Origin of the sequence: Micromonospora aurantiaca ATCC 27029, from assembly GCF_000145235.1 — a bacterium.
In the GTDB taxonomy this organism is placed as follows: Bacteria; Actinomycetota; Actinomycetes; order Mycobacteriales; family Micromonosporaceae; genus Micromonospora; species Micromonospora aurantiaca.
In genome coordinates this window covers 4,875,345-4,901,032 of sequence record NC_014391.1, presented here as the reverse complement: position 1 = coordinate 4,901,032, position 25,688 = coordinate 4,875,345, and the positions used below count along the sequence as shown (strand labels likewise).

At 72.0% G+C, this 25,688-nt stretch carries 24 protein-coding genes; 19 read left to right on the top strand and 5 right to left on the bottom strand.

Annotation, left to right across the window (positions count from 1 at the left end):
* The first annotated feature begins 77 nt into the window (after positions 1–77).
* The 3 genes from MICAU_RS21540 to MICAU_RS21530 all read left to right on the top strand — a co-directional run bounded on the left by MICAU_RS21540 (position 78) and on the right by MICAU_RS21530 (position 2,517).
* Positions 78–1,037, top strand: coding sequence for a heme o synthase (locus MICAU_RS21540; protein ID WP_013287455.1), 960 nt, complete (start codon positions 78–80; stop codon positions 1,035–1,037).
* A gap of 219 nt (positions 1,038–1,256) precedes the next feature.
* Positions 1,257–1,589 (top strand): hypothetical protein, encoded by a 333-nt coding sequence (locus MICAU_RS21535; RefSeq protein ID WP_013287454.1) that lies wholly within the window; start codon positions 1,257–1,259, stop codon positions 1,587–1,589.
* A 10-nt stretch (positions 1,590–1,599) separates the two neighbouring features.
* On the top strand, positions 1,600–2,517 hold the full coding sequence (locus MICAU_RS21530; protein WP_013287453.1) for an ATP-grasp domain-containing protein: 918 nt from the start codon (positions 1,600–1,602) through the stop codon (positions 2,515–2,517).
* A gap of 42 nt (positions 2,518–2,559) precedes the next feature.
* Here MICAU_RS21530 and MICAU_RS21525 read toward each other — a convergent pair whose 3' ends face one another.
* A complete protein-coding gene (locus tag MICAU_RS21525; RefSeq protein WP_013287452.1) occupies positions 2,560–3,153 on the bottom strand; it encodes a TetR/AcrR family transcriptional regulator in 594 nt (197 codons plus the stop codon).
* A 62-nt stretch (positions 3,154–3,215) separates the two neighbouring features.
* Here MICAU_RS21525 and MICAU_RS21520 point away from each other — a divergent pair, with 62 nt between their 5' ends.
* Positions 3,216–3,932, top strand: a complete 717-nt coding sequence (locus tag MICAU_RS21520; protein ID WP_013287451.1) for a CPBP family intramembrane glutamic endopeptidase — start codon at positions 3,216–3,218, stop codon at positions 3,930–3,932.
* A gap of 25 nt (positions 3,933–3,957) precedes the next feature.
* On the opposite strand, the gene MICAU_RS21515 is transcribed toward MICAU_RS21520, so the two are convergent.
* Together MICAU_RS21515 and MICAU_RS21510 are read right to left on the bottom strand one after the other, a co-directional pair.
* The gene (locus MICAU_RS21515; RefSeq protein ID WP_013287450.1) at positions 3,958–5,625 is read right to left on the bottom strand and encodes a right-handed parallel beta-helix repeat-containing protein; all 1,668 of its coding nucleotides are present in this window, start codon (positions 5,623–5,625) and stop codon (positions 3,958–3,960) included.
* Between the two features lie 73 nt (positions 5,626–5,698).
* Positions 5,699–6,661: a COX15/CtaA family protein gene (locus tag MICAU_RS21510; protein WP_174361723.1), complete on the bottom strand. Its 963-nt coding sequence runs from the start codon at positions 6,659–6,661 to the stop codon at positions 5,699–5,701.
* 98 nt (positions 6,662–6,759) lie between these two features.
* Here MICAU_RS21510 and MICAU_RS21505 point away from each other — a divergent pair, with 98 nt between their 5' ends.
* From MICAU_RS21505 to MICAU_RS21450, 12 genes are all read left to right on the top strand, one after another.
* Positions 6,760–7,536, top strand: a complete 777-nt coding sequence (locus tag MICAU_RS21505; RefSeq protein ID WP_013287448.1) for a helix-turn-helix transcriptional regulator — start codon at positions 6,760–6,762, stop codon at positions 7,534–7,536.
* Positions 7,533–8,963 carry a Fe-S cluster assembly protein SufB gene (gene sufB / locus MICAU_RS21500; protein WP_013287447.1) on the top strand — a complete coding sequence of 477 codons (1,431 nt, stop codon included), beginning with the start codon at positions 7,533–7,535 and terminating at the stop codon, positions 8,961–8,963. The genes MICAU_RS21505 and sufB overlap by 4 nt, the downstream gene beginning before the upstream one ends.
* A gap of 59 nt (positions 8,964–9,022) precedes the next feature.
* Positions 9,023–10,165 (top strand): Fe-S cluster assembly protein SufD, encoded by a 1,143-nt coding sequence (gene sufD / locus MICAU_RS21495; RefSeq protein WP_013287446.1) that lies wholly within the window; start codon positions 9,023–9,025, stop codon positions 10,163–10,165.
* A complete protein-coding gene (locus tag MICAU_RS21490; RefSeq protein WP_013287445.1) occupies positions 10,165–10,509 on the top strand; it encodes a non-heme iron oxygenase ferredoxin subunit in 345 nt (114 codons plus the stop codon). The genes sufD and MICAU_RS21490 overlap by 1 nt, the downstream gene beginning before the upstream one ends.
* Positions 10,509–11,282 (top strand): Fe-S cluster assembly ATPase SufC, encoded by a 774-nt coding sequence (gene sufC / locus MICAU_RS21485; protein WP_013287444.1) that lies wholly within the window; start codon positions 10,509–10,511, stop codon positions 11,280–11,282. Before MICAU_RS21490 ends, sufC begins: the two co-directional genes overlap by 1 nt.
* An 8-nt stretch (positions 11,283–11,290) precedes the next feature.
* Complete coding sequence (locus MICAU_RS21480; RefSeq protein WP_013287443.1) at positions 11,291–12,595, top strand: cysteine desulfurase; 1,305 nt, start codon at positions 11,291–11,293, stop codon at positions 12,593–12,595.
* A complete protein-coding gene (sufU, locus tag MICAU_RS21475) occupies positions 12,595–13,068 on the top strand; it encodes a Fe-S cluster assembly sulfur transfer protein SufU (RefSeq protein ID WP_013287442.1) in 474 nt (157 codons plus the stop codon). Before MICAU_RS21480 ends, sufU begins: the two co-directional genes overlap by 1 nt.
* Entirely contained in the window at positions 13,065–13,511 is a 447-nt protein-coding gene (locus MICAU_RS21470; RefSeq protein WP_013287441.1) for a metal-sulfur cluster assembly factor, read from the top strand. Before sufU ends, MICAU_RS21470 begins: the two co-directional genes overlap by 4 nt.
* Before the next feature lie 452 nt (positions 13,512–13,963).
* Positions 13,964–14,635: a LysE family transporter gene (locus MICAU_RS21465; protein ID WP_013287440.1), complete on the top strand. Its 672-nt coding sequence runs from the start codon at positions 13,964–13,966 to the stop codon at positions 14,633–14,635.
* Between the two features lie 350 nt (positions 14,636–14,985).
* Positions 14,986–18,690 carry a reprolysin-like metallopeptidase gene (locus MICAU_RS21460; protein ID WP_157547419.1) on the top strand — a complete coding sequence of 1,235 codons (3,705 nt, stop codon included), beginning with the start codon at positions 14,986–14,988 and terminating at the stop codon, positions 18,688–18,690.
* A gap of 85 nt (positions 18,691–18,775) precedes the next feature.
* Positions 18,776–19,414 carry an acVLRF1 family peptidyl-tRNA hydrolase gene (locus MICAU_RS21455; RefSeq protein ID WP_049794838.1) on the top strand — a complete coding sequence of 213 codons (639 nt, stop codon included), beginning with the start codon at positions 18,776–18,778 and terminating at the stop codon, positions 19,412–19,414.
* A 163-nt stretch (positions 19,415–19,577) separates the two neighbouring features.
* Positions 19,578–20,795, top strand: coding sequence for an RCC1 domain-containing protein (locus MICAU_RS21450; RefSeq protein WP_013287437.1), 1,218 nt, complete (start codon positions 19,578–19,580; stop codon positions 20,793–20,795).
* A 70-nt stretch (positions 20,796–20,865) separates the two neighbouring features.
* Here the strand turns inward: MICAU_RS21450 and ypfJ are convergent, their stop codons facing one another.
* Complete coding sequence (ypfJ, locus tag MICAU_RS21445) at positions 20,866–21,780, bottom strand: KPN_02809 family neutral zinc metallopeptidase (RefSeq protein WP_013287436.1); 915 nt, start codon at positions 21,778–21,780, stop codon at positions 20,866–20,868.
* Between the two features lie 247 nt (positions 21,781–22,027).
* On the opposite strand from ypfJ, the gene MICAU_RS21440 reads away from it, so the two are divergent.
* Positions 22,028–23,635 carry an ABC-F family ATP-binding cassette domain-containing protein gene (locus tag MICAU_RS21440; protein ID WP_013287435.1) on the top strand — a complete coding sequence of 536 codons (1,608 nt, stop codon included), beginning with the start codon at positions 22,028–22,030 and terminating at the stop codon, positions 23,633–23,635.
* Between the two features lie 116 nt (positions 23,636–23,751).
* On the opposite strand, the gene MICAU_RS21435 is transcribed toward MICAU_RS21440, so the two are convergent.
* Entirely contained in the window at positions 23,752–24,354 is a 603-nt protein-coding gene (locus tag MICAU_RS21435; protein ID WP_230650820.1) for a cadmium resistance transporter, read from the bottom strand.
* A 291-nt stretch (positions 24,355–24,645) separates the two neighbouring features.
* Between MICAU_RS21435 and MICAU_RS21430 the strand changes: the two genes are divergently transcribed.
* Both MICAU_RS21430 and MICAU_RS21425 read left to right on the top strand, forming a co-directional pair.
* Positions 24,646–24,873: a helix-turn-helix domain-containing protein gene (locus tag MICAU_RS21430; protein WP_007072022.1), complete on the top strand. Its 228-nt coding sequence runs from the start codon at positions 24,646–24,648 to the stop codon at positions 24,871–24,873.
* A gap of 43 nt (positions 24,874–24,916) precedes the next feature.
* Entirely contained in the window at positions 24,917–25,684 is a 768-nt protein-coding gene (locus MICAU_RS21425; RefSeq protein ID WP_013287433.1) for an enoyl-CoA hydratase/isomerase family protein, read from the top strand.
* Positions 25,685–25,688: the final 4 nt, after the last annotated feature.

Below are 25,688 nucleotides of genomic sequence, written 5' to 3'. Positions count from 1 at the left end.
GTGTGTGGGGCGGTGTGTGGACCCGCAGCGGTCCGGGCCGAACGACCTCCCCCGCCGATGCCGGAAGGTGGCAATCCGTGAGCATGATCACCGAGCGCCCCGTCAGCAACCCTGCCGGGCAGTCGCCGGTGGGCGCGGTGGCGGAGGCGCCGGCGAGCGGCCGGCGGGACGTACGCGCCGTGGTGGCGGCGTACGTGACGCTGACCAAGCCGCGGATCGTCGAGCTGCTTCTGGTCACCACAGTGCCGGCGATGATGCTGGCCCACGGCGGGATGCCGTCGCTGTGGCTGGTCGCCGTGGTGCTGGTCGGCGGGTCGCTCGCGGCCGGTGCGGCGAGCGTCATCAACTGCTACATCGACCGCGACATCGACCAGCTCATGCGGCGCACCAAGCGCCGCCCGCTGCCCGCGCACACCGTGTCGCCGCGCAGCGCGCTGGTCTTCGGCCTGGTGCTGGCGGCCGTGTCGGTGGCGCTGATGGCGGTGGCGACGAACTGGCTGGCGACGGTGCTGACGGTCGCCGCGATCGCCTACTACGACCTGGTCTACACGCTGTGGCTGAAGCGGACCACCGCCGCCAACACGTTCTGGGGCGGCATCTGCGGCGCCGCTCCGGTGCTGATCGGCTGGGCCGCTGTCACCGGCACGCTGGCACCGGCCGCGTGGGGCCTGTTCGCTGTCGTCTTCTTCTGGCAGATGCCGCACTTCTACGCGCTGGCCATCAAGTACAAGGCCGACTACGCCCGCGCCGGTGTGCCGATGCTGCCGGTGGTGGCCTCGGTCCGGCGGGTGAACGCGGAGATCATCGGCTTCTCCTGGCTGACGGTGCTCTCCTCGCTGGCGGTGTGGCCGCTCGGGATGAGCCCGATCTACGGCGTCACCGCGCTCGTGGTCGGCGGGATCTTCCTCGTCGAGGCGCACAAGCTGTGCCGGCGCGCGACGCGCGGCGAGGCGGTCAAGCCGATGCGGCTGTTCCACTGGTCCACCACGTACCTCACGATCCTCTTCGCGGCCGTCGCGCTCGACGCGCTGCTCTGACCCGCCCGTCCGGCGGTTCATCAGAAATTTTTTTCGGGCTTCCCCGGACGTGTTCAACCCGGACAGATTGTGACGATCCCGCCCGTCCGCTTCGCCCAGATATAAGCGACATGTGCGGGCAAATTACCTGTGGTTCTTCTTAAACCGATGGGTAATTGGCATCACATTCAGTTCATGGTTCTCGCACATCCGGGTGGAACTCTGCTTAGGCTTCGCGTCATGGCAGATGGTTCCGATACGACGCTGACGGCTGACAAGACCGCCGAGCAGGCCCCCAACGGCCTGGTCGCGGGCATCAAGTCGTTCGCCGCCGGACACGGCGGCGCGAAGGCGGTCATCGAGTACGTCGGCAAGCGCGGCGCACGGATCGTCCTCGTGGGTTCCGACGGGGTATGGGCGGACCAGTTCGCCGACGGCACGGACGTCGCACGCCAGGCCTGCGCCAAGGCCGGGGTCGACGTCGAGAACGCCTGGGAGCGTGAACTGATGGACCAGATGCGTCCGAGCAACGACCTGTGGCGGTCGATGGCCCGGCGCACGATGGCCCGTTGACATATACCGAATGACCGACCACCACCAGTCGACCCGGGGGAGACCCCGGGTCGCTTTCGTCACCTGCGCCGAGCTGCCCGACCTCGACCCGGACGACCGGCTCGCGCTCGGCCCTCTCGCCGCCCGCGGCGTCACCGCCGAGATCGCCGTCTGGGACGACCCGGCAGTCGACTGGTCCGGGTACGACCTGGTCGTGCTCCGCTCCCCGTGGGACTACGCCCTGCGGCGGGACGAGTTCGTGGCCTGGGCGCGTACCGTGCCGGCCCTGGTCAACCCGGCCGACGTGGTCGCCTGGAACACCGACAAGCGCTACCTGTCCGAGCTGTCCGCCGCCGGGGTGCCCACCGTGCCGACGGAGTGGGTCGAGCCGGGACAGGCGTGGACGCCGCCGTCCGGGGGCGAGTACGTGATCAAGCCGGCCGTCAGCGCCGGCAGCCAGGACACCGGCCGCTACGACCTGACCGACAGGGAGCACCGCGAGCTGGCGCCGGCCCACGTCCGGCGGCTCTCCGACGCCGGGCGGGTCACCATGGTCCAGCCGTACCTCGACGCGGTGGACACCGCCGGGGAGACCGCGCTGCTGTTCCTGGCCGGGCCCGGCGGCCTGGCGTTCAGCCACGCGATCCGCAAGGGCCCGATGCTGACCGGGCCGGACCTGGGCGAGGCCGCGCTCTACAAGGAGGAGCGGATCGACGCCCGCGTCGCCACGGCGGAGCAGCGCGCGGTGGCCGACAAGGTGCTCGCGGTGGTGCCCGGCGGCCCGGACCGCCTGCTCTACGCCCGCGTCGACCTGATCCCCGGCCCGGACGGCGAGCCCGTGCTGGTCGAGCTGGAGCTGACCGAGCCGAGTCTGTTCGTCGGGTACGCCGACGGCGCCCCGGACCGGCTCGCCGACGCGGTGCTCACCCACCTGGCCCGCCGCCGCTGACCTCCGGGGCCCGGCCGAGCCGGGTCGCGGATGCCGGCCGGTTCAGGCGACGGCCGCCGTGAGCCGGGCCAGGTGGGCGTCGATCTCCGCGCGTGCGTCCGCGGGATCCAGGCCGGTGGTCAGGATCCGTACCGTGACGCCGTCCAGCAGCGTCGCCAGCGCGGCGGCCTCGGCCCGCGCGTCCACGTGCCCGGCGATGCCACCCGCGGCCCGGCCGAGCGTGAGCAGCCGCTCGACGTTGGCCCGCATCTGCGCCTCGCTCTCCGCCAGGATCGCCGCGACCTGCTCGTCGACGAGCGCCTCGGCGGTGAGGACCAGCCAGACGCGGGCCTCGAAGGCCCGTTCGGCGTCCAGCGGGACGAGTTGGCGCACCGCCTGCCGGATCACCTCCGGCGTGACCGGGTCGGCGGGGATCGTCCGGGCCCGCGCCACCACGCGTCCGGCCAGGTGGTCCATTGCCGCCCGGACCATCAGTTCCCGAGCCGGCAGGTAGTGCTGCGCGGTCGCCAGCGGCATGCCGGCCTCGGCGGCGACGGCCCGCACCGTCATCCCGGCCGACCCCGCCCGCGCCAGTACGACGCAGGCCGCCGCGCCGAGATGACGCCGCCGCTCCTCGTGGTCCACAACCTTGGGCACGAGGTGATCATAGATGGTCGGTCATTTGACCGATATAGGTCGGCCGCCTAACGTTGCCCGGCATGACCGCACCCCTCACCGACACCGCACGCGACACCCGCCGGTTCAGCTACCTCGACATGGCGCTCGTGCTCGCCGTCGGCGTCGGCCTGGCCAACTCGGCGGTCGCGGACCTGCTGGCCCGGGGACCGGCGCGGCTGGGCATGCCGGAGACGGCGGCGTCCACCATCGCCTGGGCCCTGATCAACGGCACCCAGCTCGCTGTCGGCCTCGCGGTGGTGCGCCACCGCTTCGGCGAGATCGCCCGGCCGCTGCGGCTCGTCCGCCCGGCGGGCCGCCAGGTGGGCGCCGCGGTGGGCTGGGGCCTGGCCAAGGCCGCGCTCACCCTCGTGCTCGTGGTGGCGCTGCCCGCGGCGCTCGTCGAGGGCGGCGGTGGTGAGGGCGGCTACCCCGCCGGAAGCCTGCTCGCGCAGTTCGCCTTCGCGTTCGCCTTCGGCGCCGTCGTCTCCCCGCTCTACGAGGAGATCCTCTACCGGGGTGTCTTCTACCAGGGGCTGGCCGCGCGGCTGCCCGCCGTGGCCGCCGTGGTGCTGTCGGCGGCCTTCTTCGCCGTCGTACACCTGCCCCGGGTCTTCAACACCGTCAGCGCGCTCTTCGCCGGGCTGCTGTTCGCCTGGCTGCTGCACCGCCACCGCAACCTCTGGGTGCCGATCCTCGCCCATGCCGTCAGCAACGGAACGCTCGTCGCGCTGGCGTTCGCCGCCGAGGCGTCCGCCTGACCGCCCGGAGGCGGCGACAGCCCGCTCAGTCGCGGTCGCTGTGGTTACGTGCCCAGCGACCACCGATCGGCGGCGTGTCCAGTCGCAGCGCGGCCTCGGTGCCGGCCAGGTCGTTGTCCTCGAACGCGCAGGACACGCAGCTGCCCGCCTCGGTGACCCAGATCCCGTACGCCTGGGTGTCGGCGTCCCGGTGCCAGATCCGGTTGCCGCGCACGGTGGCCGAGTCGAACGGCGCGGCGATCGTGATGCCGCCGCACGCCGGTGGCGAGTCGGGCAGCTCGTACGCCGTGCCGGGCCCCGGTGTGTCCGCGCTCCAGCCGGTGGAGCCGTCCGGGCGTACCTCGGCCAGGGAGAGCCCGGTGGCGCTGTTGTCGGACACCACCGCGTCCCGCGAGCCGACCCGGACCACCTTGCCCCGGTGCCCGCCGGCCGGCCAGTCGGCGTTGCCGTCGGCGACCTCGCGCGGGCCGTACCGCACCGCCTCGCCGGAGCCGGAGCAGGCCGGGGCGGAGCGGCGGCCGTTGTCCCGGATCCGGTTCCCGACGATCGACGTGTCGAGCATCGGCCGGTCGATCCGGATGCCGTCCAGCGCGTTCTCCCGGATGTCGTTGTCCTGGATCACCACGTCGGCCGCCGCGCCCCGGTAGCCGTGGCCCAGGTCGTGCTCGTGGTAGCCGAAGCCACCGTTGCGGCTGATCCGGTTGGCCTGCACCGCGTACGGGCCGGGGGTGTTGCCCATGCTGATGCCGTCGCCGACGTTGTAGTCGATCACGCAGCCGGTGACCAGGCCGCCGCGCCCGGCGACCCCGGCGGTGCCGTTGCCCGACACGTCGAAGCCGGCCTCCAGGTTGTTGGTCATGGTGCAGGCGGAGACGATCAGCCCGTCCGCTCCCCAGTCGGAGATGCCGAACCGGTTGGCCTGGCTGTGGCAGCCGACGATCCGGATGCCGCGCGGCGGGGTCCAGTAGTCCTTCTGCAGCTCCAGGAAGATGCCGTTGGTGCCGTTGCCGATGGTGGTGCAGTTGGCGATGGTGAGGCGCTCCACGTCGCCCCAGCCGCCGATGCCGACGCCGATCCCCGCGCCGCCCATCTGGTCGCCGTTGTCCAGCCGGCCGCATCCCACCACGACCACGCCGTCGATCAGGCTGTCCTGGAGGAAGTCACAGCCCAGGCCGGTCGCCCCGGTGTGGTGGATGTAGAGGTTGCGGAACACGCCGCGCACCACGTACTGCAGGCCCAGCCCTTTGGCCAGGTAGTCGTAGGACGTCTGGGCCACGCCGGAGCCGTCGATCTCGAAGTCGGCGAACGAGCAGTCGGCGATGTGCCGGTCCCGGTCCGCGCCGTGCTGCACGGTGGTCCAGAAGGCGAGCGGGACCGGTGCGCTGCGGTTGCCCTCGTTGCTGAGCAGGAAGCGGGTCGCTGCCGGTCCGGCGCCGATCAGCGAGACGCCGCTGCGCCAGACGGTGCCGGCGTCGCGGATCGAGTACAGGCCGGGCGGGCAGTAGATCACCCGGGCCCGGCCGTCGGCGTCGTACCCGGCGCCGAGGCGGTCCACCAGCGCCGCCAGGGCGGGCTGGTCGTTGGTGACCCCGTCGCCGGTGAGGCCGTACTCGCGGGCGTCGCACCACAGCGGCGCGCCGGCGACCGGGGTCAGCCGTTGCGGGGTGGTGGTGGAGAGGCTCTTGCGCGACACGGGGAGCTCCCCTCGGGCGACTGTCGGTGGCCCGTGCCGCTTTCCCGCTCCCGCCGCGCGGTAACGCCCGCGCTCAGGCGGCGGCGCCCACCCGTTGCGCGGCAGGCGCGGCCGGGGCCTCCGGGGCGGCCGGCAGCCGCTCCCGGGTGGCCCAGAGCACGCCGAGGGTGGCCAGCAGCACCAGGCAGGAGCCGAGCATGTGCGCGCCGACCAGCACGGCGGGCAGGTGGGTGAAGTACTGGACGAAGCCGATCACGCCCTGGCCCAGCTCGACCGCGATCAGCACCGCGGCGGCCCGGGCCGCCCGCGCCGCGCCGACCGCCCGGAACGCGAAGTACAGCGCGACCGACAGGCCGATCAGCAGGAAGACGCCGTCGGCGTGCACCTGGGAGATCGCCGCCGGGTCCAGGCCGTTGCGGGCCGCGCCGTGGTCGCCGGCATGCGGTCCGCTGCCGGTCACCCAGGTGCCCACGACCAGCACCGACGCGCTCACCGCCGTGGTGATCCAGGCGAGCGTACGCAGCGGCGCCGGCACGGTCGGCGCCACCGGCCCGTCCGGGTCCTTGATGCGCCGCCAGAGCGCGTACGCGACCGCGATCACCGCCATCGAGGCGAGGAAGTGCAGCCCGACCACCCACGGGTTGAGGTTGGTGAGCACTGTGATGCCACCGATGATCGCCTGGGCCGGGATGCCGAACAGCACGCCCACGGCCAGCGGCAGCGTCCCGCGGCGGCGGGGGCGGTGCGCCAGCACGGCCAGCACCACGGCGAGCGCGATGATCCCGACCGCGAAGGTGAGCAGCCGGTTGCCGAACTCGATCACCCCGTACACGCCCATCTCGGGTGTCGTGGTGTAGGAGTCCTCGGTGCACCGGGGCCAGGTGGGGCAGCCGAGGCCGGAGGCGGTGAGCCGGACGGCCCCGCCGGTGACCACGATCGCGACGTTCGCGATGATCGAGGCGAGCGCGAGGCGGCGCAGCAGCGTGGCGGAGACCGGAAACCGGACGGATCGCTTCACGAAGCGAATCCTACGCACCGTAGTTGATCCCGATCGGGTGACTCCGGCACCCCGGTGGTCGGGATCACCGGACCCCGGGTTTGCAGGCCCTCGGCGAATTACGTAACGTTGCCGTTGTGAAAAACGCGGCGGCGCTCTCCCGAACGCCGGTGACCGGTCCGGTCGCCGGTGGCTCGCGCGCACGTCGCGGCGTACGGCCCGGCGAGCGGGAGACCGCTCCGGCCGACCTGTCGACCCGCGACCGGGTCACCCAGCTGCTGCTGGAGCGTGGCCCCACCACCGCCGCGCAGCTCGGCTCGGCGCTCGGCCTGAGCCCGGCCGCGATCCGCCGCCACCTCGACGCGATGCTCGCCGACGGTGACGTGGTCGCCCGCGACCAGACCGTCCGCGGCAGCCGCGGGCGCGGCCGCCCGGCCAAGGTCTTCGCGCTCACCGAGGCGGGCCGCGGTCGCTGCGGCACCCACCACTACGACAACATGGCCACCGCCGCGCTGCGGTGGATCGCCCGCACCGGCGGCACCGAGGCGGTCGCGGCGTTCGCGGCCGAGCAGGTCTCCGCGCTGGAGGCCCGCTGCCGGTCGGCCATGGAGGACGCCGGAGACGCCCCGCTCGCGCGGGCGGAGGCGCTCGCCGGCGCGCTGACCGCCGAGGGTTACGCTGCCAACGCGTCCACGATCGCCTCCGGCGGCCAGCTCTGCCAGCACCACTGCCCGGTGGCGCACGTGGCCGCCGAGTTCCCTCAGCTGTGCGAGGCCGAGACCGAAGTGATCTCCCGTCTGGTCGGCACTCACGTACAGCGCCTGGCCACCATCGCGCACGGCGACGGCGTGTGCACCACGCACATTCCCGCCCAGTCCGGTTCCACCGTCACCACTGTGAGGACAGATAGATGACCGAGCAGATCGTCCAGCCCCTGACCCAGGAGGAGCAGCTCGCGGCCCTCGGCCGTTACGAGTACGGCTGGGCCGACCCCGACGTCGCCGGGGCGTCCGCCCAGCGCGGCCTCAGCGAGGCGGTGGTGCGGGACATCTCGGCCAAGAAGAACGAGCCGGCCTGGATGCTCGACCTGCGGCTCAAGGGCCTGCGGCTGTTCGGCCGCAAGCCGATGCCGAACTGGGGCGCCGACCTCACCGGGATCGACTTCGACAACATCAAGTACTTCGTGCGGTCCACCGAGAAGCAGGCCACCTCCTGGGAGGACCTGCCCGAGGACATCAAGAACACCTACGACAAGCTCGGCATCCCGGAGGCGGAGAAGCAGCGCCTGGTCGCCGGTGTCGCGGCGCAGTACGAGTCCGAGGTGGTCTACCACCAGATCCGTGAGGACCTGGAGGAGCAGGGTGTCGTCTTCCTGGACACGGACACCGCGCTCAAGGAGCACGAGGACCTGTTCAAGGAGTACTTCGGCACGGTGATCCCGGTCGGCGACAACAAGTTCGCCGCGCTGAACACCTCCGTCTGGTCCGGTGGCTCGTTCATCTACGTGCCGAAGGGCGTGCACGTGGACATCCCGCTGCAGGCCTACTTCCGGATCAACACGGAGAACATGGGCCAGTTCGAGCGGACGCTGATCATCGTCGACGAGGGCGCGTACGTGCACTACGTCGAGGGCTGCACCGCGCCCATCTACTCCTCCGACTCGCTGCACAGCGCCGTCGTGGAGATCATCGTCAAGAAGAACGCCCGGTGCCGGTACACGACCATCCAGAACTGGTCGAACAACGTCTACAACCTGGTCACCAAGCGCGCCGTGTGCCACGAGGGCGCGACCATGGAGTGGGTCGACGGCAACATCGGCTCCAAGGTCACCATGAAGTACCCGGCGGTCTACATGACCGGCGAGCACGCCAAGGGCGAGGTGCTCTCGGTGGCCATGGCCGGCGAGGGCCAGCACCAGGACGCCGGCGCCAAGATGGTGCACGCCGCGCCGCACACCTCCTCGACCATCGTGTCGAAGTCGATCGCCCGGGGCGGCGGCCGCACCTCGTACCGCGGTCTGGTGCAGGTGCTGGAGGGCTCGACCAGCAGCAAGAGCACCGTCAAGTGCGACGCGCTCCTGGTCGACACGATCTCCCGCTCCGACACCTACCCGTACGTCGACATCCGCGAGGACGACGTGTCGATGGGGCACGAGGCGACCGTCTCCAAGGTCAGCGAGGACCAGCTCTTCTACCTGATGAGCCGGGGCCTGAGCGAGGACGAGGCGATGGCGATGATCGTGCGCGGCTTCATCGAGCCGATCGCCAAGGAGCTTCCGATGGAGTACGCGCTGGAGCTCAACCGCCTGATCGAGCTGCAGATGGAGGGCGCGGTCGGCTGACGCCGGCCGCCCGCCCTCCGACTCACTGACACCTCGTCGCAGAACAGACCAAGGAAGAGATGACTACCCAGGCTTCCGCGCCGCCCACGACCAAGTCGCAGGCGCTCCGCTCGTACGACGTCGCCGACTTCCCGGCCCTGACCGGCCTGGAGGAGGAGTGGCGCTTCACCCCGCTCAAGCGCCTGCGCGGCCTGACCGCGTCGGCGCAGGGCGCGACCGGCGCGGTCCGGCACGAGTACGGTGACCTGCCCGAGGGCGTCACCGTCGACCGGATCGGCCGGGACGACCCCCGGGTGGGCAGCGTGCTCACCCCGTTCGACCGGGTCAGCGCGCTCGCGTACGGCGGGGCCGACGGCGCGCTGCTGGTGCGCGTCGACCGCGACGCGGTGGTGGAGCAGCCGGTGCGCCTGCGGGTGGTCGGCGAGAACGCCGAGGCGCTCGCCTTCGGTCACACGTTCGTCGAGGTGGACCGGTTCGCCGAGGCCACAGTGGTGATCGAGCACGTCGGCTCGGCCACGCTGGCCGACAACGTCGAGGTGACTGTGGGCGACGGGGCGAAGCTGACCCTGGTCACCGTCGCCGACTGGGCCGACGACGCGGTGCAGGCGCAGCACCTCAAGGTGCGGCTGGGCCGCGACGCCCGGATCCTGCACGTGCAGGTCAGCCTCGGCGGCGACCTGGTCCGTCAGTACACGTCGGTGGAGTACACCCAGCGCGGCGGCGAGGCCGAGCTGTACGGCGTCTACTTCGCCGACTCCGGCCAGCACCTGGAGCACCGGCAGCTGGTCGACCACACCGTGCCGGACTGCCGCAGCAACGTCGGCTACCGGGGCGCACTCCAGGGCGACGACGCGCACACGGTCTGGGTCGGCGACGTGCTGATCCGCGCCGAGGCGACTGGCACCGACACGTACGAGATCAACCGGAACCTGCTGCTCACCGACGGCGCGCGGGCCGACTCCGTACCCAACCTGGAGATCGAGACCGGCGAGATCGCCGGCGCCGGGCACGCCAGCGCGACCGGCCGGTTCGACGACGAGCAGCTGTTCTACCTGATGGCCCGGGGCATCCCGGAGGCCGAGGCGCGGCGCCTGGTGGTGCGCGGCTTCTTCGCCGAGCTGATCAACAAGATCCCGGTCGAGGACCTGCGCGAGCGCCTCGGCGACGCCATCGAGGCGCGGCTGGCCAAGGCGGGCGCCTGATGCTCAAGATCTGCTCCACCGAGGACGTGCCGAAGGGCACCGTGATCAGCGCCGACGTGGACGGCGTGCAGGTCGCGATCGTGCACGGCGAGGACGACGTGTTCTACGCGGTGCACGACGAGTGCTCGCACGCCGCCGTGGCGCTGTCCGAGGGCGAGGTCGAGGGCTGCACGCTGGAATGCTGGCTGCACGGATCCCGTTTCGACCTGCGTACCGGTGAGCCCACCGGGCTGCCCGCGACCGAACCCGTACCCGTCTATCCCGTCGAAGTCCGCGACGGCGACATCTACCTTTCCGTGGACGGCGACGGCCGTCCGCTGCCGAGCAATGGAGTGACCCGCTGATGAGCACCCTGGAGATCCGCGACCTGAAGGTGTCGGTCAAGCTGCCCGAGGGTGAGCTCAAGCCGATCCTGCACGGGGTCGACCTGACCGTGCGCTCCGGCGAGACGCACGCCATCATGGGCCCGAACGGCTCCGGCAAGTCCACGCTGGCGTACTCGATCGCCGGTCACCCGAAGTACGAGATCACCGGCGGCGAGGTGACCCTCGACGGCGAGGACGTGCTGTCCATGTCCGTCGACGAGCGGGCCCGCGCCGGCCTCTTCCTGGCCATGCAGTACCCGGTCGAGGTCCCCGGCGTGTCGGTGGCCAACTTCCTGCGTACCGCCAAGACCGCCATCGACGGCGAGGCGCCGAAGCTGCGCACCTGGGCCGGCGAGCTGCGCGGCGCCATGGAGAAGCTCCAGATGGACCCGGCGTTCGCCCAGCGCAACGTCAACGAGGGCTTCTCCGGCGGCGAGAAGAAGCGGCACGAGATCGTGCAGCTGGAGCTGCTCAAGCCGAAGATGGCGATCCTCGACGAGACCGACTCCGGCCTGGACGTGGACGCGCTGCGCGTGGTCAGCGAGGGCGTGAACCGGGTGCGCGACACCGGCGACACCGGCCTGCTGCTGATCACCCACTACACGCGCATCCTGCGCTACATCAAGCCGGACTTCGTGCACGTCTTCGTGGCCGGCCGGATCGTCGAGCAGGGCGGCCGGGAGCTGGCCGACAAGCTCGAGGAAGAGGGCTACGAGCGGTACGTCGCCGGGGCCGGCGCGGCGCGGGCCTGAGACTCGACATGACCTCGATGGCCATCCCGGCGGGCATGCCGCAGTACGACGACGTGCCGCGCTTCGACGTGGCGAAGGTGCGGGCCGACTTCCCGATCCTCGACCGGGAGGTCAACGGTCACCCGCTCGTCTACCTGGACAGCGCGAACACCTCGCACAAGCCGCGGCAGGTGCTCGACGTGCTCGCCGAGCACTACGCGCTGCACAACGCCAACGTGTCGCGCTCGGTGCACACGCTGGGCACCGAAGCGACCGAGGCGTACGAGGGCGCGCGGGCGAAGATCGCCGCGTTCATCAACGCGCCGAGCGTGGACGAGGTGGTGTTCACCAAGAACTCCACCGAGGCGATCAACCTCGTGGCGTACGCGTTCTCCAACGCCTCGCTGCGCGCGGACGGTGACCCGCGGTTCCGGCTCGGCCCCGGCGACGAGATCGTGATCTCCGAGATGGAGCACCACTCGAACATCGTCCCGTGGCAGTTGCTGGCGGAGCGTACCGGCGCGACGCTGCGCTGGTTCCCCGTCACCGACCAGGGCCGGCTCGACGAGTCCGGCCTGGACGACCTGGTCACCGAGCGGACGAAGATCGTCTCGCTGGTGCACATGTCGAACATCCTGGGCACCGTCAACGCCACCTCGCGGATCACCGCGCGGGTCCGCGAGGTCGGCGCGCTGCTGCTGCTCGACTGCTCGCAGTCGGTGCCGCACCTGCCGATGGACGTGGTCGGCTACGACGCCGACTTCATCGTCTTCACGGGGCACAAGATGTGCGGGCCGACCGGCATCGGCGTGCTCTGGGGCCGGGGCGAGCTGCTCGCCGCGATGCCCCCGGTGATGGGTGGCGGCTCGATGATCGAGACGGTGACGATGGCGGGCTCGACGTTCGCCGCGCCGCCGGCCCGGTTCGAGGCGGGCACCCCGCCGATCGCCGAGGCGGTGGCGCTCGGCGCGGCCGTGGACTACCTCACCGCGATCGGCATGCCGGCTGTTCAGTGGCACGAGAAGGAACTGACGGCGTACGCGCTCGATGCCCTCGCCACAGTGCCGGACCTGCGGATCTTCGGCCCGACGGTGCCTGTCGGCCGGGGCGGGACGATCTCGTTCGCGCTCGGTGACGTGCACCCGCACGACGTCGGGCAGGTGCTCGACTCGCTCGGCGTGCAGGTGCGGGTGGGCCACCACTGCGCCAAGCCGGTGTGCACCCGCTTCGGGGTGCCGGCCACGACTCGGGCGTCGTTCTACCTCTACACCACCACCGCGGAGATCGACGCCCTGGTGGCGGGTCTGGAGCGGGTGCGGAAGGTGTTCCAGTGATGCAGCTCGAATCCCTCTACCAGGAGATCATCCTGGACCACTACAAGCACCCGCACGGCCGTGGCCTGCGGGAGGCGGCGGATCCGGCCGCCCGGGTCGGCGAGGCGCACCACGTCAACCCGACCTGCGGCGACGAGATCACCGTGCGGGTGGCGACCGACGGCAGCGTGTTCACCGACATCTCGTACGACGGGATGGGCTGCTCGATCAGCCAGGCGTCGGCGAGCATCCTGCACGAGCTGCTGCGCGGCAAGGCCGCGAGCGACGCCGCTGTGGTGCACGAGGCGTTCGTGGAGTTGATGTCCGGGCGGGGCCAGGTCACGCCGGACGAGGACGTGCTCGGAGACGGGGTGGCGTTTGCGGGTGTCGCGCGCTACCCGGCCCGGGTGAAGTGCGCGCTGTTGTCGTGGATGGCGTTCAAGGACGCCGCGGCACGCGCCGGGGTGGGCGTGAGCCCGGAGGTGAAGGCATGAGCGACGAGAACATGACCTCGGAGACCGGCGCGGTGGCGACCGACGGCACGGTTGCCGGTGGCGCGGCCGTCAACGGAGCTGACGGTGCGGCCGCGGGTGCGGCGGCGCCGGCCGGCGGCAAGGCCGCGATCGGTGACATCGAGGAGGCGATGAAGGACGTCGTCGACCCCGAGCTGGGCATCAACGTGGTCGACCTCGGCCTGGTGTACGGCGTCCACGTCGACGACGAGAACGTCGCCACCCTGGACATGACGCTGACCTCGGCGGCCTGCCCGCTGACCGACGTGATCGAGGACCAGGCGCGGCAGGCGCTGACCACCGGTCCCGGCGGCGGCCTGGTCAACGACATCCGGATCAACTGGGTCTGGCTGCCGCCGTGGGGCCCCGACAAGATCACCGACGAGGGGCGCGACCAGCTCCGCTCGCTCGGCTTCAACGTCTGACCGTTCTCCCGGTCACCGCAACGGGCGCGGCACCCCTGCCAAGGGGTTGCCGCGCCCGTAGTGTCTGCGGGCTTGATCGACACCGTTACGCCGAAGTGGTGTGGTCGGAGTGGCTCTGATGCCGCCACCTCGGCGTAGTGGTGTCGATCAAGGTGGGCTGACGGCACTGCCATCGGCGGCGGGGCGAGGAACGGCGAGATCTTGGTATGAGATCGCCCCGGAGGAGGCAGATTCGTACCAAGATCTCCAGCCCAGCCCAGCCCAGCCCAGCCCAGCCCAGCCGTGGGGTGCGCGTGCGGGCGCGCGGGAAAAGCGGTCGCGGAGTGAGGGAGCCGGGTGCAGGATGAGCGGGTGATCGAGGCGTACCCGAAGCAGGCTCCTGTCCGTGCGGCCACCGCCGCGCGTCGACAGTGCACCCTGCCCTCGGCCGCCTCGACCCGTCACCCGTCGTCGTGACCGGGGCGTTCCTGGCCGGCCTGGTCGCCGGCTACGGCGTCGCCATTCCGGTCGGCGCGATCGCGATCCTCAGTCTCGGACTCAGCGCGCGTACCTCGTTCCGGGTCGGTGCGGCGGCGGCACTCGGCGTGGCCAGCGCCGACGGTCTCTACGCGGCGCTGGCGGCGCTCGGCGGGGCCGCGGTGGCGAGCGGGCTCGCGCCGTTCGCGGGTCCGCTGCGGCTGGTCGCCGCGGGGGTGCTGCTGGCTCTCGCCGGCCTCACCGCCCGGCGCGCGCTGCGTCCACCGGCCACAACGCACCCGCCGAGCCCGTCGGCCACCACGCATCCGTCGGGCACGACGCAGGAGCCGGGCGCGCGAGGTGGTCTGGACACGCCGGTGCGCGCGTTCGCCGCGGTTCTCGCGCTGACCCTGCTCAACCCGGCCACTGTGGTCTACTTCGTGGCGCTCGTCCTCGGCCGGGGTGACGTGCTCGGCTCCGGCCCGGCGGGCGCTGCCGCCTTCACCGCCGGGGTCTTCCTCGCGTCGGCGAGCTGGCAGTTGCTGATCGCCGGGGGCGGCACGCTGATCGGCCGGGCCCTCACCGGTCCCCGTGGGCGGCGGGTCACCGCGCTGCTGTCCAGCGTCATCATCGCGGCTCTCGCGGTTGCCACTGTGCTCGGCGTCTGACCGATGGGGACGGCCCGACATGTCGGGCCGATGACGGGGCCGTTCGCGATCCGTCACCGGGGGATCGGCCGAACCGGCAGTCCCGGGCGACGGAAAGATCCATTCCCGGCCCGGCGTCCGACCGCAGGTGTCCTCGGCCGTCAGGCCGGCCGGCTCGCCCTTGCGAAGCGTGGATCCCGCAGGCCGGGACGGCGCGGATCACCGTCCAGGTAGAACCGCATCGTCTTTCCGGTTGATGTTCGAGGTCACGAGTGGTCCTAGGGTCACGGAACAATCCGTGGACCGTTCACGTACGCCCGGTCATCCCCGCCGGTCGTGCATCAGTCCACACCCGACCGCAGGGAGAAGACTTGAGGATCACCCTGGGGCGTCCGCCGCGCGACCGGCAACCCGCCGGCCGGGCTCGGCGCGGACGGACCGCTGCCCTCCTCGTCGCCGCGCTGGCCGCGGCGACACTTCCCGTTCTCGCCGCGCCCGCGCCCGTCTCCGCCGCACCCGCTGTCCACGGACCGTGGCAGAAGGTGGACAGCAAGCCGGCCGCTACCAAGGCGGGCCGCAAGGCCGCCGTCAAGGCCAAGCGGCTGACCGCGTACAAGCTGGACCGCGGCAGCATGAAGGGCCTGCTGGACAAGGCGCCAGCCGAGAAGCGCGTCGCGGTGGCCCGCGTGGCGAAGCAGGTGGTGTCGCTGCCCGCTCCGGACGGCACGTTCCAACGGTTCGAGCTGGTCGACTCGCCGGTCATGGAGGCGGGCCTGGCCGCGAAGCACCCGGAGATCACCACGTATGCCGGCAAGGGCCTGGACGACCCGACCGCGACCATCCGCGCGGACCTCACCCCGCTCGGGTTCCACGCCTCGGTCCGCTCGGCCGAGGGCAACTGGTACATCGACCCGTACTACCAGCGCGACCAGAGCCTGTACGCGAGCTACTTCGCCCGCGACCTGGAGCACCCGGAGGGCGAGTTCGTCGAGCGTGAGGACGTCACGCAGGAGGCGCACGCGCTGGCCGAGGAGATCGCCGAGGCGGAGGTGCCGGCCGGGCCGCTGGTGAAGCTGCGCACCTACCGGGTGGCGCTGGTGACCGACCCGTCGTACGCCACCTACTTCGGCGCGGAGAACGTCACCGCCGCGAAGGTGACACTGATGAACCGGGTCACCCAGATCTACGAGGACGAGACCGCGATCCGGCTCGTCCTGATCAACGACACCGACAAGACCAACCTGAACACGCCGGCCCGGGCCACCGAGCCGAACGGCCCGTGCGGCGCGGCGGCCTGCTTCACGCCGGCGCAGCTCACCTCCTGCGGCGGCGGCACGCTCAGCCGTAACCGGATCGTGCTCGGCCAACTCGTCGGCGCGAGCAACTACGACGTGGGCCACGTCGGCCTGGGCGTCAACGGCGGCGGTGTGGCCAGCCTCGGCGTGATCGGCGGCAACGGCAAGGCGCAGGGCTGCACCGGCCTGCCGACACCGGTCGGCGACTTCTACGCGGTCGACTACGTCTCGCACGAGATGGGTCACCAGTTCGCCGGCAACCACACCTTCAACGGCACGCAGTACAACTGCTCGGGCGGCAACCGCAGCGCGGCCAACTCGTACGAGCCGGGCAGCGGTTCGTCGATCATGGCGTACGCGGGCATCTGCCAGCAGGACAACCTCCAGCCGCACAGCGACCCGTACTGGTCGCACCGCAGCTACACCGAGATCACCAACTACGTCACGTCGAACCGCCCGGCGATCAACGAGGTGCAGAACGTCTCGCTGTACGGGTTCGACGCCGACGGTGACTCGTTCACCGTCCGCTACGCGGGCGCCGACTCGGCGCCGATCGTGCGGGGCGTCAACTACACCACCGCCGGCATCAAGGCCGCCGTCGAGGGCATCGCCGGCTGGCCGGCCGGCGCGACGGTCACGGTGGCCGCGTTCGGTGGCAGCGGCACGCTCAACGACAACGGCTTCCAGGTGACCTTCGGTGGCACGCTGGCGACCACGAACGTGGCGTCGCTGGAGCTGACGAACGCCTCCGGCGCCTCCGGGTTCGTCGGCGAGACGGCCAAGGGCGGCGCCGTCGACAACGGCGGCTGGCTGGTCGAGGAGACCTCCAACCACGCCCCGGTGGTCACCGTCCCGGACACCGTCACCATCCCGGTGCGGACGCCGTTCGCGCTGACCGGCAGCGCCACCGACGCCGACGGGGACACTGTCACGTACCTGTGGGAGCAGAACGACAGGGGCGCCACGACCGGCACCGCGCTGACGAACAACACGAAGGTCAACGGTCCGCTGTTCCGGGTGTTCAGCGAGGCGGCGATCGTGTCGCCGACCGACACGCTGAAGTACTACTCGCCGGGTCTGAACTCGGTCACCACCGACTCGACCCGGGTCTTCCCCGACATGAGGCAGATCCTGGCCGGCAACACCAACGCCGCCACCGGCACCTGCCCGGCGGCCCCGGCACCGCCGGCCACCGGTGGCGCCTCGAACGTGCCGGCCGGGCTGGTCGACTGCTACTCGGAGTTCCTGCCCACCCGCGACTGGGTCGGCATCGCCGGTGACCGGACCCTGCACTTCAAGCTCACCGCCCGGGACGGGCGGCTGGGTGGCGGCGGCATCGGCAGCGCCGACGTCGCCGTGGTGCTGGCACCGGACGCGGGTCCGTTCCTGGTGACCTCCCAGGACACCGCCGCGGTCCTGGACGGCGGCTCGACCCGGACCGTGACGTGGGACGTCGCCGGCACCGACGTGGCGCCGGTGAACGCCGCGCAGGTGAAGATCTCGCTGTCCGCCGACGGCGGGCTGACCTTCCCGTACGTGCTGGCCGAGCAGACCGCCAACACCGGCACCGCGACTGTGACGCTGCCGAACGTGGCGACCGAGAAGGCCCGGATCAAGATCGAGGCCGTCGGAAACGTCTTCTTCGACGTCAACGACGCCGACTTCACCATCCGGTCCGCCCCGGTCGTCACCAGCACCGCCCCCGGCGGTGGCGTGAGCGTGCAGTACAGCGACGCGCTCTCGCCGGCCGTCACCGTCACCGCGACCGACGGCGACACCACCGGCGCGGACCTGACCGCCGCCGCCACCGGGCTGCCCGCCGGCCTGTCCCTGGCCGTCACGAGCACCTCGGCGACGGACGCCCGTCCGGGTACGCGTACCTGGACGGGCGCCGGCACGACCACGGCGGCCCCGGGTGACTACCCGGTCACCGTGACCGTGTCCGACGGCTCCGGGCTGACCGGCAGCACCTCGTTCACCGTCACCGTCGCCGCCGAGGACGCGGCGGTCAGCTGGGCCGGTGACACGCTCGTGAACACCGCGACCGGCGGCGCGTCCGGCCAGGCGCTGCTACGGGCCGTGCTCCGGGACGGCTCGGTGCTGCCCGGCGCCACGGACACCACAGCCGGTGACATCCGTACCGCCACAGTCACCTTCACCAGGGACGGCGTGACGCTGTGCACCGCCGTGCCGGCCCTGCTCGGCACGGCCACCACCACCGCGTCCGCGGCGTGCACGGCCACCCTGCCGAAGGGCACGCACACCGTCACCGCGACGGTGGGCGGCAACTACACGGGCAGCACCACCGCCCAGGTCACGGTCGCCGTCTCCGACGGCGGGTTCCTCACCGGCGGCGGCGAGTTCACCGCCACCCGCTCGGCGGGGACCTACCCGGCCGACGTGAACTCCACAGTCGAGGTGGAGCTGAACGCGAAGCCGGGCAAGGCGAACAAGCCCGCCACGGGCAGGGCCGAGGTCGAGTTCCGCTCCGGCGGGAAGTCGTACACGATCAAGGCCGGCACCGTCGACGCGCTCGGCGTCACCTCGGCGGGCCGGACCGCCCAGGTGCGCTACCAGGCCGCCCTGTACGACAACAAGGGCAAGCTGGTGGCCTCCGGCCTGACCCTGGCCGTGACGGTGACCGACCGGGGCGCCCCCGGTAGGAACGACACCGTCGGGGTCACGCTGTGGAAGGGCGGCTCCCTGCTCTTCTCGTCCGACTGGACGGGCGGCGCGACCGCCGAGGTCAAGCTGAAGGGCGGCAACCTCACCGTCCACTGATCCACGCGGTTGACGCGGGAGGGCACCGGCAGCGGTGTCCTCCCGCGTTGCGTTCCCGGGTCCGTCGATGGCGTACCGTCGGGCCATGAGCAGCCGACCCGCCGCCGGGGGCGGCCGGTGGGTCGAGGTCGACCCCGGCCGCGTCGCCCGCTGGGTCGAGGGTTTCACCGGCCGGCACGGCCCGCCGACGACGACCGCGCAGGAGTACGGGCTCCTGCTCACCGCCCCGGACGGCGCCACCGCCGAGCTGCACACCCCGCCCGGCGCGAGCGCGTCGGCGGACGTACCCGGATTCGTCGCCTCCGCCACGGCGGCCCGCCGGCTCGGCCTGTTGCTGGCCCGCAAGGGCGCTGTCGCGGTCGGCGTCGCCGACGGCACCGACCTGGTGGTCTCCAAGGTGGACACCCGGTACGTGCAGGGGCGTACCGCGGCGGGCGGCTGGTCCCAGCAGCGGTTCGCCAGGCGGCGCGACAACCAGGCGAAGGCCGCCCTGGGCGACGCGGCCGAGCTGGCCGTACGCCTGCTGTTGCCGGAGGCGGGCACGCTGGCGGCGCTGGTGTGCGGCGGCGACCGGCGCGCGGTGGACACGGTGCTGGCCGACCGGCGGCTGGCCCCGCTCGCGGCACTGCGCGCGCCGCGCCTGCTCGACGTGCCGGAGCCCCGGCACGCGGTGCTGGTGGCGGCAGTCGCCGCCGCCCGGGCGGTCCACATCCTGGTCCGCTGAACAGGAAAGATCACCTCAAGACGGCGCAATCCCGCTCGTCGATGATGCATCGAATCGACTCGATGCATAAGGTCGGTGTCATGAAGCGGCGGGTCTCCGGGCGACCCGCAGGGCCAGCTTCGCCTCCGCCATCACGCCGACATCGTTGGGAGAGAACAACTTCATGAGCGGATATCAGGACGGCCGGCTGCGGACCCGGTGGCGCCGTGCGACGAGGCTCCTCGTCGCGGCGGCGGCGATGAGCGCCGGAAGCCTCGTGCTCACCGCGACACTGACGGCCGGCACGGCGAACGCGGCCGCCGGCCCGGTCGAGCGCGCCGCGCTCGCCGCGCCCGCAGTCACCAGCGTCACCGCGGGCGGGGCGCACACGTGCGCGATCAGCACCGACGGGGGACTGTGGTGCTGGGGCTCGAACTACGGCGGCCAGCTCGGCGACGGGACCACCACGAACCGCAGCGCCCCGGCGCGGGTCGGCACCGCCACCTGGACGAATGTCGACGCCGGCTCCGGGCACACCTGCGCGGTCCGCACGGACGGGACGCTGTGGTGCTGGGGCTCGAACTTCCGGGGCCAGCTCGGCGACGGCACCACCACCAGCCGCAGCGCCCCGGTGCAGGTCGGCACCGCGACCAGCTGGGCCAGAGTCGACGCCGGCCCCTCGCACACCTGCGGGATCCGCACCGACGGCACGCTCTGGTGCTGGGGATTCAACCGGACCACGCAGCTGGGCGTCGGCGCCTCGCCGTACGTCGCCAACACCCCGTTGCGGGTCGGCACGGCGACCGACTGGGTGAGCGTCTCGACCGGCTTCGGGCACACCTGCGGTATCCGGACCGGCGGCACGCTCTGGTGCTGGGGGTCCAGCTCGGACGGCCAGCTCGGCCTGGGCAACCTGGCGCCCCAGACGGCGCCCGCGCAGGTCGGCACCACGACCGGGTGGACCGGCGTCGCGGCCGGGTACGCGCACACGTGCGGGGTCCGTTCCGGCGCGCTGTGGTGCTGGGGTGAGAACGGATACGGGCAGCTCGGCGTGAGCGGCACGTACCGTACCGCGCCGGTGCAGATCGGCACCGTCACCACGTGGAGCCGGATCGCCGCCAGCAGCGATACGTCCTGCGCGTCGCGTACGGACGGCAGCGTGTGGTGCTGGGGCAAGAACTCGGCCGGACAGGTGGGCGACGGCAGCACCACCCACCGGTCCGCGCCCGCCCAGGTCGGCACGGCCACCACCTGGACCGGCGGCCTCGCGGTCACCGACCACGGCTGCGGGATCCGCACCGACGGCGGCCTGTGGTGCTGGGGTGACAACAGCGGTGGCCAGCTGGGCGACGGGACGACTGTCAACCGGTCCACCCCGGGTCAGGTGACCCTGCCCGCCTGACCGGCCCGGTCAACGGCACCGGCCCGCACCGCTGACCTGGTCAGCGGTGCGGGCCGGTGCGCGGAGCGGCTCAGGCCCCCGAACCGAAGGTGTCGCAGGACTTCGGGTCGCCGGTGGTGAAGCCCTTGGTGAACCACTGCTTGCGCTGCTCCGAGCTGCCGTGGGTGAACTCGTCCGGGTTCACCGGCCGGCCGGACCGCTGCTGGATCGCGTCGTCGCCGATCTTCTCGGCGGTGTCGATGGCCTGCGAGATGTCCTGCTCGGTGATGCTGGTGAAGATCTTCTGCCCCTTGTCGTCGGCGGTGCCGGTGGCGTTCTTCGCCCAGGCCCCGGCGTAGCAGTCGGCCTGGAGTTCCAGCTTGACCGAGAGCGCGTTCGCGCTCTGCGGGTCGCGCTGCTGCTGGCGGCGCATCTGCGCCTCGGTGCCGAGCAGGTCCTGCACGTGGTGGCCGTACTCGTGGGCCAGCACGTACGGCTGGGCGAACTCGCCCTCCGCGCCGAGCTGATCGGCGAGCAGCTTGTAGAAGCTGAGGTCGATGTAGACCAGGTCGTCAGCCGGGCAGTAGAACGGGCCCACGCCCGAGTCGGCAGCGCCGCAGGCGGTGCTCACGTTCTGGCTGAAGAACACCGTCTTCGACGGCCGGTACTGCTCGCCGAACGCCTCCGGCATGGCGGTACGCCAGTACGCCTGGATCGAGTTGACGTAGAGCGCGTTGCGGCAGTCGAGCTGCTTCAGCGCGTCCTGCGCCGAGCACTTCTGCTCCAGCGAGGTGTTGTCGCCCTGCTCGGAACCGCCGCCGTTGGTGGCGGCGTTGAGGCCGAACCCGCCGCCCACCAGGGCGACGAGCACGGCGATGATGATGCCCACGATCCCGCCCCGGCCGCCGCCGATCGGGATCGGAATGCCCATCCCGCCGCCCCCGCCGGACCCTCGCCGGTCGTCCACCTGGCTGGTGTCGACCCGCGCGTTCTCGTTCAGCTCCATGTTGACCCCGATCACCGATGTGTCCGTATGTGGTGGTTGCGGTACCGGACCGGGTCCGGACGGCGGTTTCCGTACCCGATGATCTTGCACGGTAATCCGGGGGAGTGGCCCCGCGGAGCCCGGTACACTTGCCCCCGTGCTGCGCTGCGAAGGCTGAACGGCCCCGCGCCGACGGGAAATCACCACCCGCCGGCGCTTTCGCGTGCCCTGAGTCAGCCCTTCCGGACCCGAGAGCGAGTACTCCGAGATGATCACTGCCACCGGCCTGGAACTGCGCGCCGGTTCCCGGATCCTGCTGTCCGACACCACCCTGCGGGTGCAGCCGGGGGACCGGATCGGCCTGGTCGGCCGCAACGGCGCCGGCAAGACCACCACGCTCAAGGTGCTCGCCGGGGAGGGACAGCCGTACGGCGGCCAGATCGACCGGCGCAGCGCCATCGGCTACCTGCCGCAGGACCCGCGTACCGGTGACCTGGACGTCACCGGCCGGGACCGGGTGCTCTCCGCCCGTGGCCTGGACGTGCTCATGGCGCAGATGAAGGAGCTGGAGGACAAGCTCGCCGAGGGTGCCGACGACGAGCGGCTGGTCCGCCGCTACGGCGCGCTGGAGGACCAGTTCGCCTCGCTCGGCGGCTACGCGGCCGAGGCCGAGGCGGCCCGGATCTGCGCCAACCTCGGCCTGCCCGACCGCGCCCTGGCGCAGACCATCGGCACGCTCTCCGGCGGTCAGCGCCGCCGCATCGAGCTGGCCCGGATCCTGTTCCGCGACGCCGGCGAGAACGGCGGCGGCATCCTGCTGCTCGACGAGCCCACGAACCACCTCGACGCCGACTCGATCACCTGGCTGCGCGGCTTCCTCGCCAACCACAAGGGCGGCCTGATCGTGATCTCCCACGACGCCTCGCTGCTGGAGGCGGTGGTCAACAAGGTCTGGTTCCTGGACGCCACCCGGTCCGTGGTCGACACGTACAACCTGGGCTGGAAGGCGTACCTGGAGGCGCGGGAGACCGACGAGCGGCGCCGCCGCCGGGAGCGGGCCAACGCCGAGAAGAAGGCCGGCGCGCTGATGGCGCAGGCGGACAAGATGCGGGCCAAGGCCACCAAGACCGTCGCCGCGCAGAACATGGCCCGGCGCGCCGAGCGCCTGCTCTCCGGCCTGGACGAGGTCCGCGTCGCGGACAAGGTCGCGAAGGTACGGTTCCCGAGCCCCGCGCCGTGCGGCAAGACGCCGCTGACCGCGAACGGCCTGTCGAAGTCGTACGGGTCGCTGGAGATCTTCACCGACGTGAACGTGGCTGTGGACCGGGGTTCCCGGGTGGCCATCCTCGGCCTCAACGGCGCCGGCAAGACCACGCTGCTGCGGATGCTCGGCGGGCTGCTGGAGCCGGACACCGGCGAGGTACGCCCCGGGCACGGGCTGCGGCTGGGCTACTACGCCCAGGAGCACGAGACGCTCGACGTGGACCGGACGATCCTGGAGCACATGCGCAGCGCCGCGTCCGACCAGACCGACACCGACCTGCGCAAGATCCTCGGCGCGTTCCTGTTCTCCGGCGAGGACGTGGACAAGCCGGCCGGTGTGCTCTCCGGCGGCGAGAAGACCCGGCTGGCGCTGGCCACGCTGGTCTGCTCCGGTGCCAACGTGCTGCTGCTGGACGAGCCGACGAACAACCTCGACCCGGTCAGCCGCGAGCAGGTGCTCGACGCGATCGCCCGCTACCCGGGTGCGATCGTGCTGGTCACGCACGACCCGGGCGCGGTCACCGCGCTCAAGCCGGACCGCGCCATCCTGCTGCCCGACGGCGACGAGGACGCCTGGTCCGACGACCTGCTGGAGCTGGTGGAGCTGGCCTGACCCCCCACCCCCTTTCTTGCCGGTCGATCATGAAGTTGACGGCACTTCTGGAGATCCAGATCGCCGTCAACTTCATGATCGACGGGGTGGGGCGGCGGGGTGGGTGGGGCGGTCGGTCAGGGCAGGAGGGCGGCCAGGTGGGGGAGGACGCCGGAGGTGAGCAGGATGGTCGCGCCGATGGCGATGAAGATCGCCGGGACCAGCCAGTGGCCGGCGCGGCCGACCAGCGCCACCACCCGGGGGTGCCCGCCGAGCGCGGCGGCGACCGCGCACCACACGGCCACCAGCACGGCGAACACCAGCAGCCAGATCAGCCCGGTGACCGGGTCGAGGGCGCGGAACACCGGCACGTAGACGGCGATGTTGTCGGCGCCGTTCGCGATCGTCACCCCGGCGACGCCGAGCAGGCTGCCGACCACCGCCGGCGGTTCGTCGTCGTCGCGCCGGGTCAGCAGCGCGCGGACGCCGAGCGCGACCGGCAGCAACCCGAGCAGGCCGGGCCACGGATCCGGCACCACGAGCAGCCCGGCGGCGGCCACCACCGCGACCGCGACGAGCGCGCCGATGCCCGCGTACTGCCCGGCGACGATCTGCCAGGGCCGGGGCCGGCCGTTGTGCCGGGCCGCCACGAACAGCACGGTGAGCACGACGATGTCGTCGAGGTTGGTGGCGGCGAACACGCCGGCCGCACCCGCCGCGGCCGTGATCACGTCGAACACCCCGGGCACGATACGGCCCCCGCGCACCCGTCATCCGCATGATCCACACCAGCTCGCCGAAGTGGAGGTGTCCGGAGCGCGGCGATGCCGCCACTTCGCCGAAGTGGCGCCGGCGGGTTCGTCCGGCGGGCCGGTACGGATCAGCCGGCCGGAAGGATCACTCTATCGGGAAGCTGACATTGCGTAGCGTGTCGGTTGGCGAATAGTTGATATCTGGCGCATGATCGTCCGAGGCGGTCTAATAGGTGGGACCGTATCCGAACCGCACAGTCTGGGACGTGAGGAATCAGCATGGCAGCCACCGGCACAGCCACCAGCACTGAGAAGGGTCGCCGGATCGTCGGGGCCGAGCGTCAGACGCTCGCCAAAGACCTGGTAAAGCGGTACACCGGCGGAGAGAGCATCCGTGCTCTGGCGGCCTCGACCGGCCGTTCCTACGGGTTCATCCACCGGGTGCTCACCGAGTCCGGGGTGCAGCTGCGGCAGCGCGGCGGCGCCCGGCGCCGGAAGAAGGCGTGACCCGCCCCCCAGCGTCGTCCATCAGCGCGTTCCGGGGTGTCCGGTGACCGCCGAGACGACCGGAGTGCGCTTCGACTGCGACGGGCCGGTCGCGACGGTGACGTTGTGCCGGCCCGACGTGCTCAACGCCCAGACCCCGGCGATGTGGCGCGCGATGAGCGACTTCTCCCGCGACCTGCCCGGCGACGTACGCGTCGTCGTCGTACGCGGAGAGGGGCGCGCCTTCTCCGCGGGCCTGGACCTGGCGGTCGCCGGTGCGACCGGGCCGGGCTCCTTCGCCGAGCTGGCCGCGATGCCGGAGGCGGAGTGCGCCGACCGGATCGCCGGCTATCAGGACGGTTTCACCTGGCTGCACCGGCCGGACGTGGTGTCGATCGCCGCGGTTCAGGGCCACGCCATCGGCGCCGGCTTCCAGCTGGCGCTGGCCTGCGACATGCGGGTGCTCGCCGCCGACGCGAAGCTCTCGATGGCCGAGGTGACCCTCGGCCTGGTTCCCGACCTGGCCGGCACGCGCCGCCTGGTCGAGCTGGTCGGCTACTCCCGGGCGCTGGAGATCTGCGCCACCGGCCGGCGGATGGACGCCGCCGAGGCGGACCGGATCGGTCTGGCCACGCTCGTGGTGCCGAACGACGAGCTGGACGGCGCGGTGCGTGATCTCTCCGCCGGGCTGCTCGCCAACAACCGGGACGCGATCATCGAGATCAAGGCGCTGCTCGCGGGCGCGGCCGTGCGCTCGCACGCCGAGCAGCAGCGCGCCGAGCGCGAGGCGCAGACCCGGCGGATCCGGGACCTGGCCGGGCGGGGCGAATAGCCGG

Bases quoted from the DNA above. Each gene is read 5' to 3' on its own strand.
- MICAU_RS21535 (WP_013287454.1), top strand. From the start codon at position 1,257: ATGGCAGATGGTTCCGATACGACGCTGACGGCTGACAAGACCGCCGAG.
- MICAU_RS21530 (WP_013287453.1), top strand. From the start codon at position 1,600: ATGACCGACCACCACCAGTCGACCCGGGGGAGACCCCGGGTCGCTTTC.
- MICAU_RS21520 (WP_013287451.1), top strand. From the start codon at position 3,216: ATGACCGCACCCCTCACCGACACCGCACGCGACACCCGCCGGTTCAGC.
- sufB (WP_013287447.1), top strand. From the start codon at position 7,533: ATGACCGAGCAGATCGTCCAGCCCCTGACCCAGGAGGAGCAGCTCGCG.
- sufD (WP_013287446.1), top strand. From the start codon at position 9,023: ATGACTACCCAGGCTTCCGCGCCGCCCACGACCAAGTCGCAGGCGCTC.
- MICAU_RS21490 (WP_013287445.1), top strand. From the start codon at position 10,165: ATGCTCAAGATCTGCTCCACCGAGGACGTGCCGAAGGGCACCGTGATC.
- sufC (WP_013287444.1), top strand. From the start codon at position 10,509: ATGAGCACCCTGGAGATCCGCGACCTGAAGGTGTCGGTCAAGCTGCCC.
- MICAU_RS21480 (WP_013287443.1), top strand. From the start codon at position 11,291: ATGACCTCGATGGCCATCCCGGCGGGCATGCCGCAGTACGACGACGTG.
- sufU (WP_013287442.1), top strand. From the start codon at position 12,595: ATGCAGCTCGAATCCCTCTACCAGGAGATCATCCTGGACCACTACAAG.
- MICAU_RS21470 (WP_013287441.1), top strand. From the start codon at position 13,065: ATGAGCGACGAGAACATGACCTCGGAGACCGGCGCGGTGGCGACCGAC.
- MICAU_RS21455 (WP_049794838.1), top strand. From the start codon at position 18,776: ATGAGCAGCCGACCCGCCGCCGGGGGCGGCCGGTGGGTCGAGGTCGAC.
- MICAU_RS21450 (WP_013287437.1), top strand. From the start codon at position 19,578: ATGAGCGGATATCAGGACGGCCGGCTGCGGACCCGGTGGCGCCGTGCG.
- ypfJ (WP_013287436.1), bottom strand. From the start codon at position 21,780: ATGGAGCTGAACGAGAACGCGCGGGTCGACACCAGCCAGGTGGACGAC.
- MICAU_RS21440 (WP_013287435.1), top strand. From the start codon at position 22,028: ATGATCACTGCCACCGGCCTGGAACTGCGCGCCGGTTCCCGGATCCTG.
- MICAU_RS21430 (WP_007072022.1), top strand. From the start codon at position 24,646: ATGGCAGCCACCGGCACAGCCACCAGCACTGAGAAGGGTCGCCGGATC.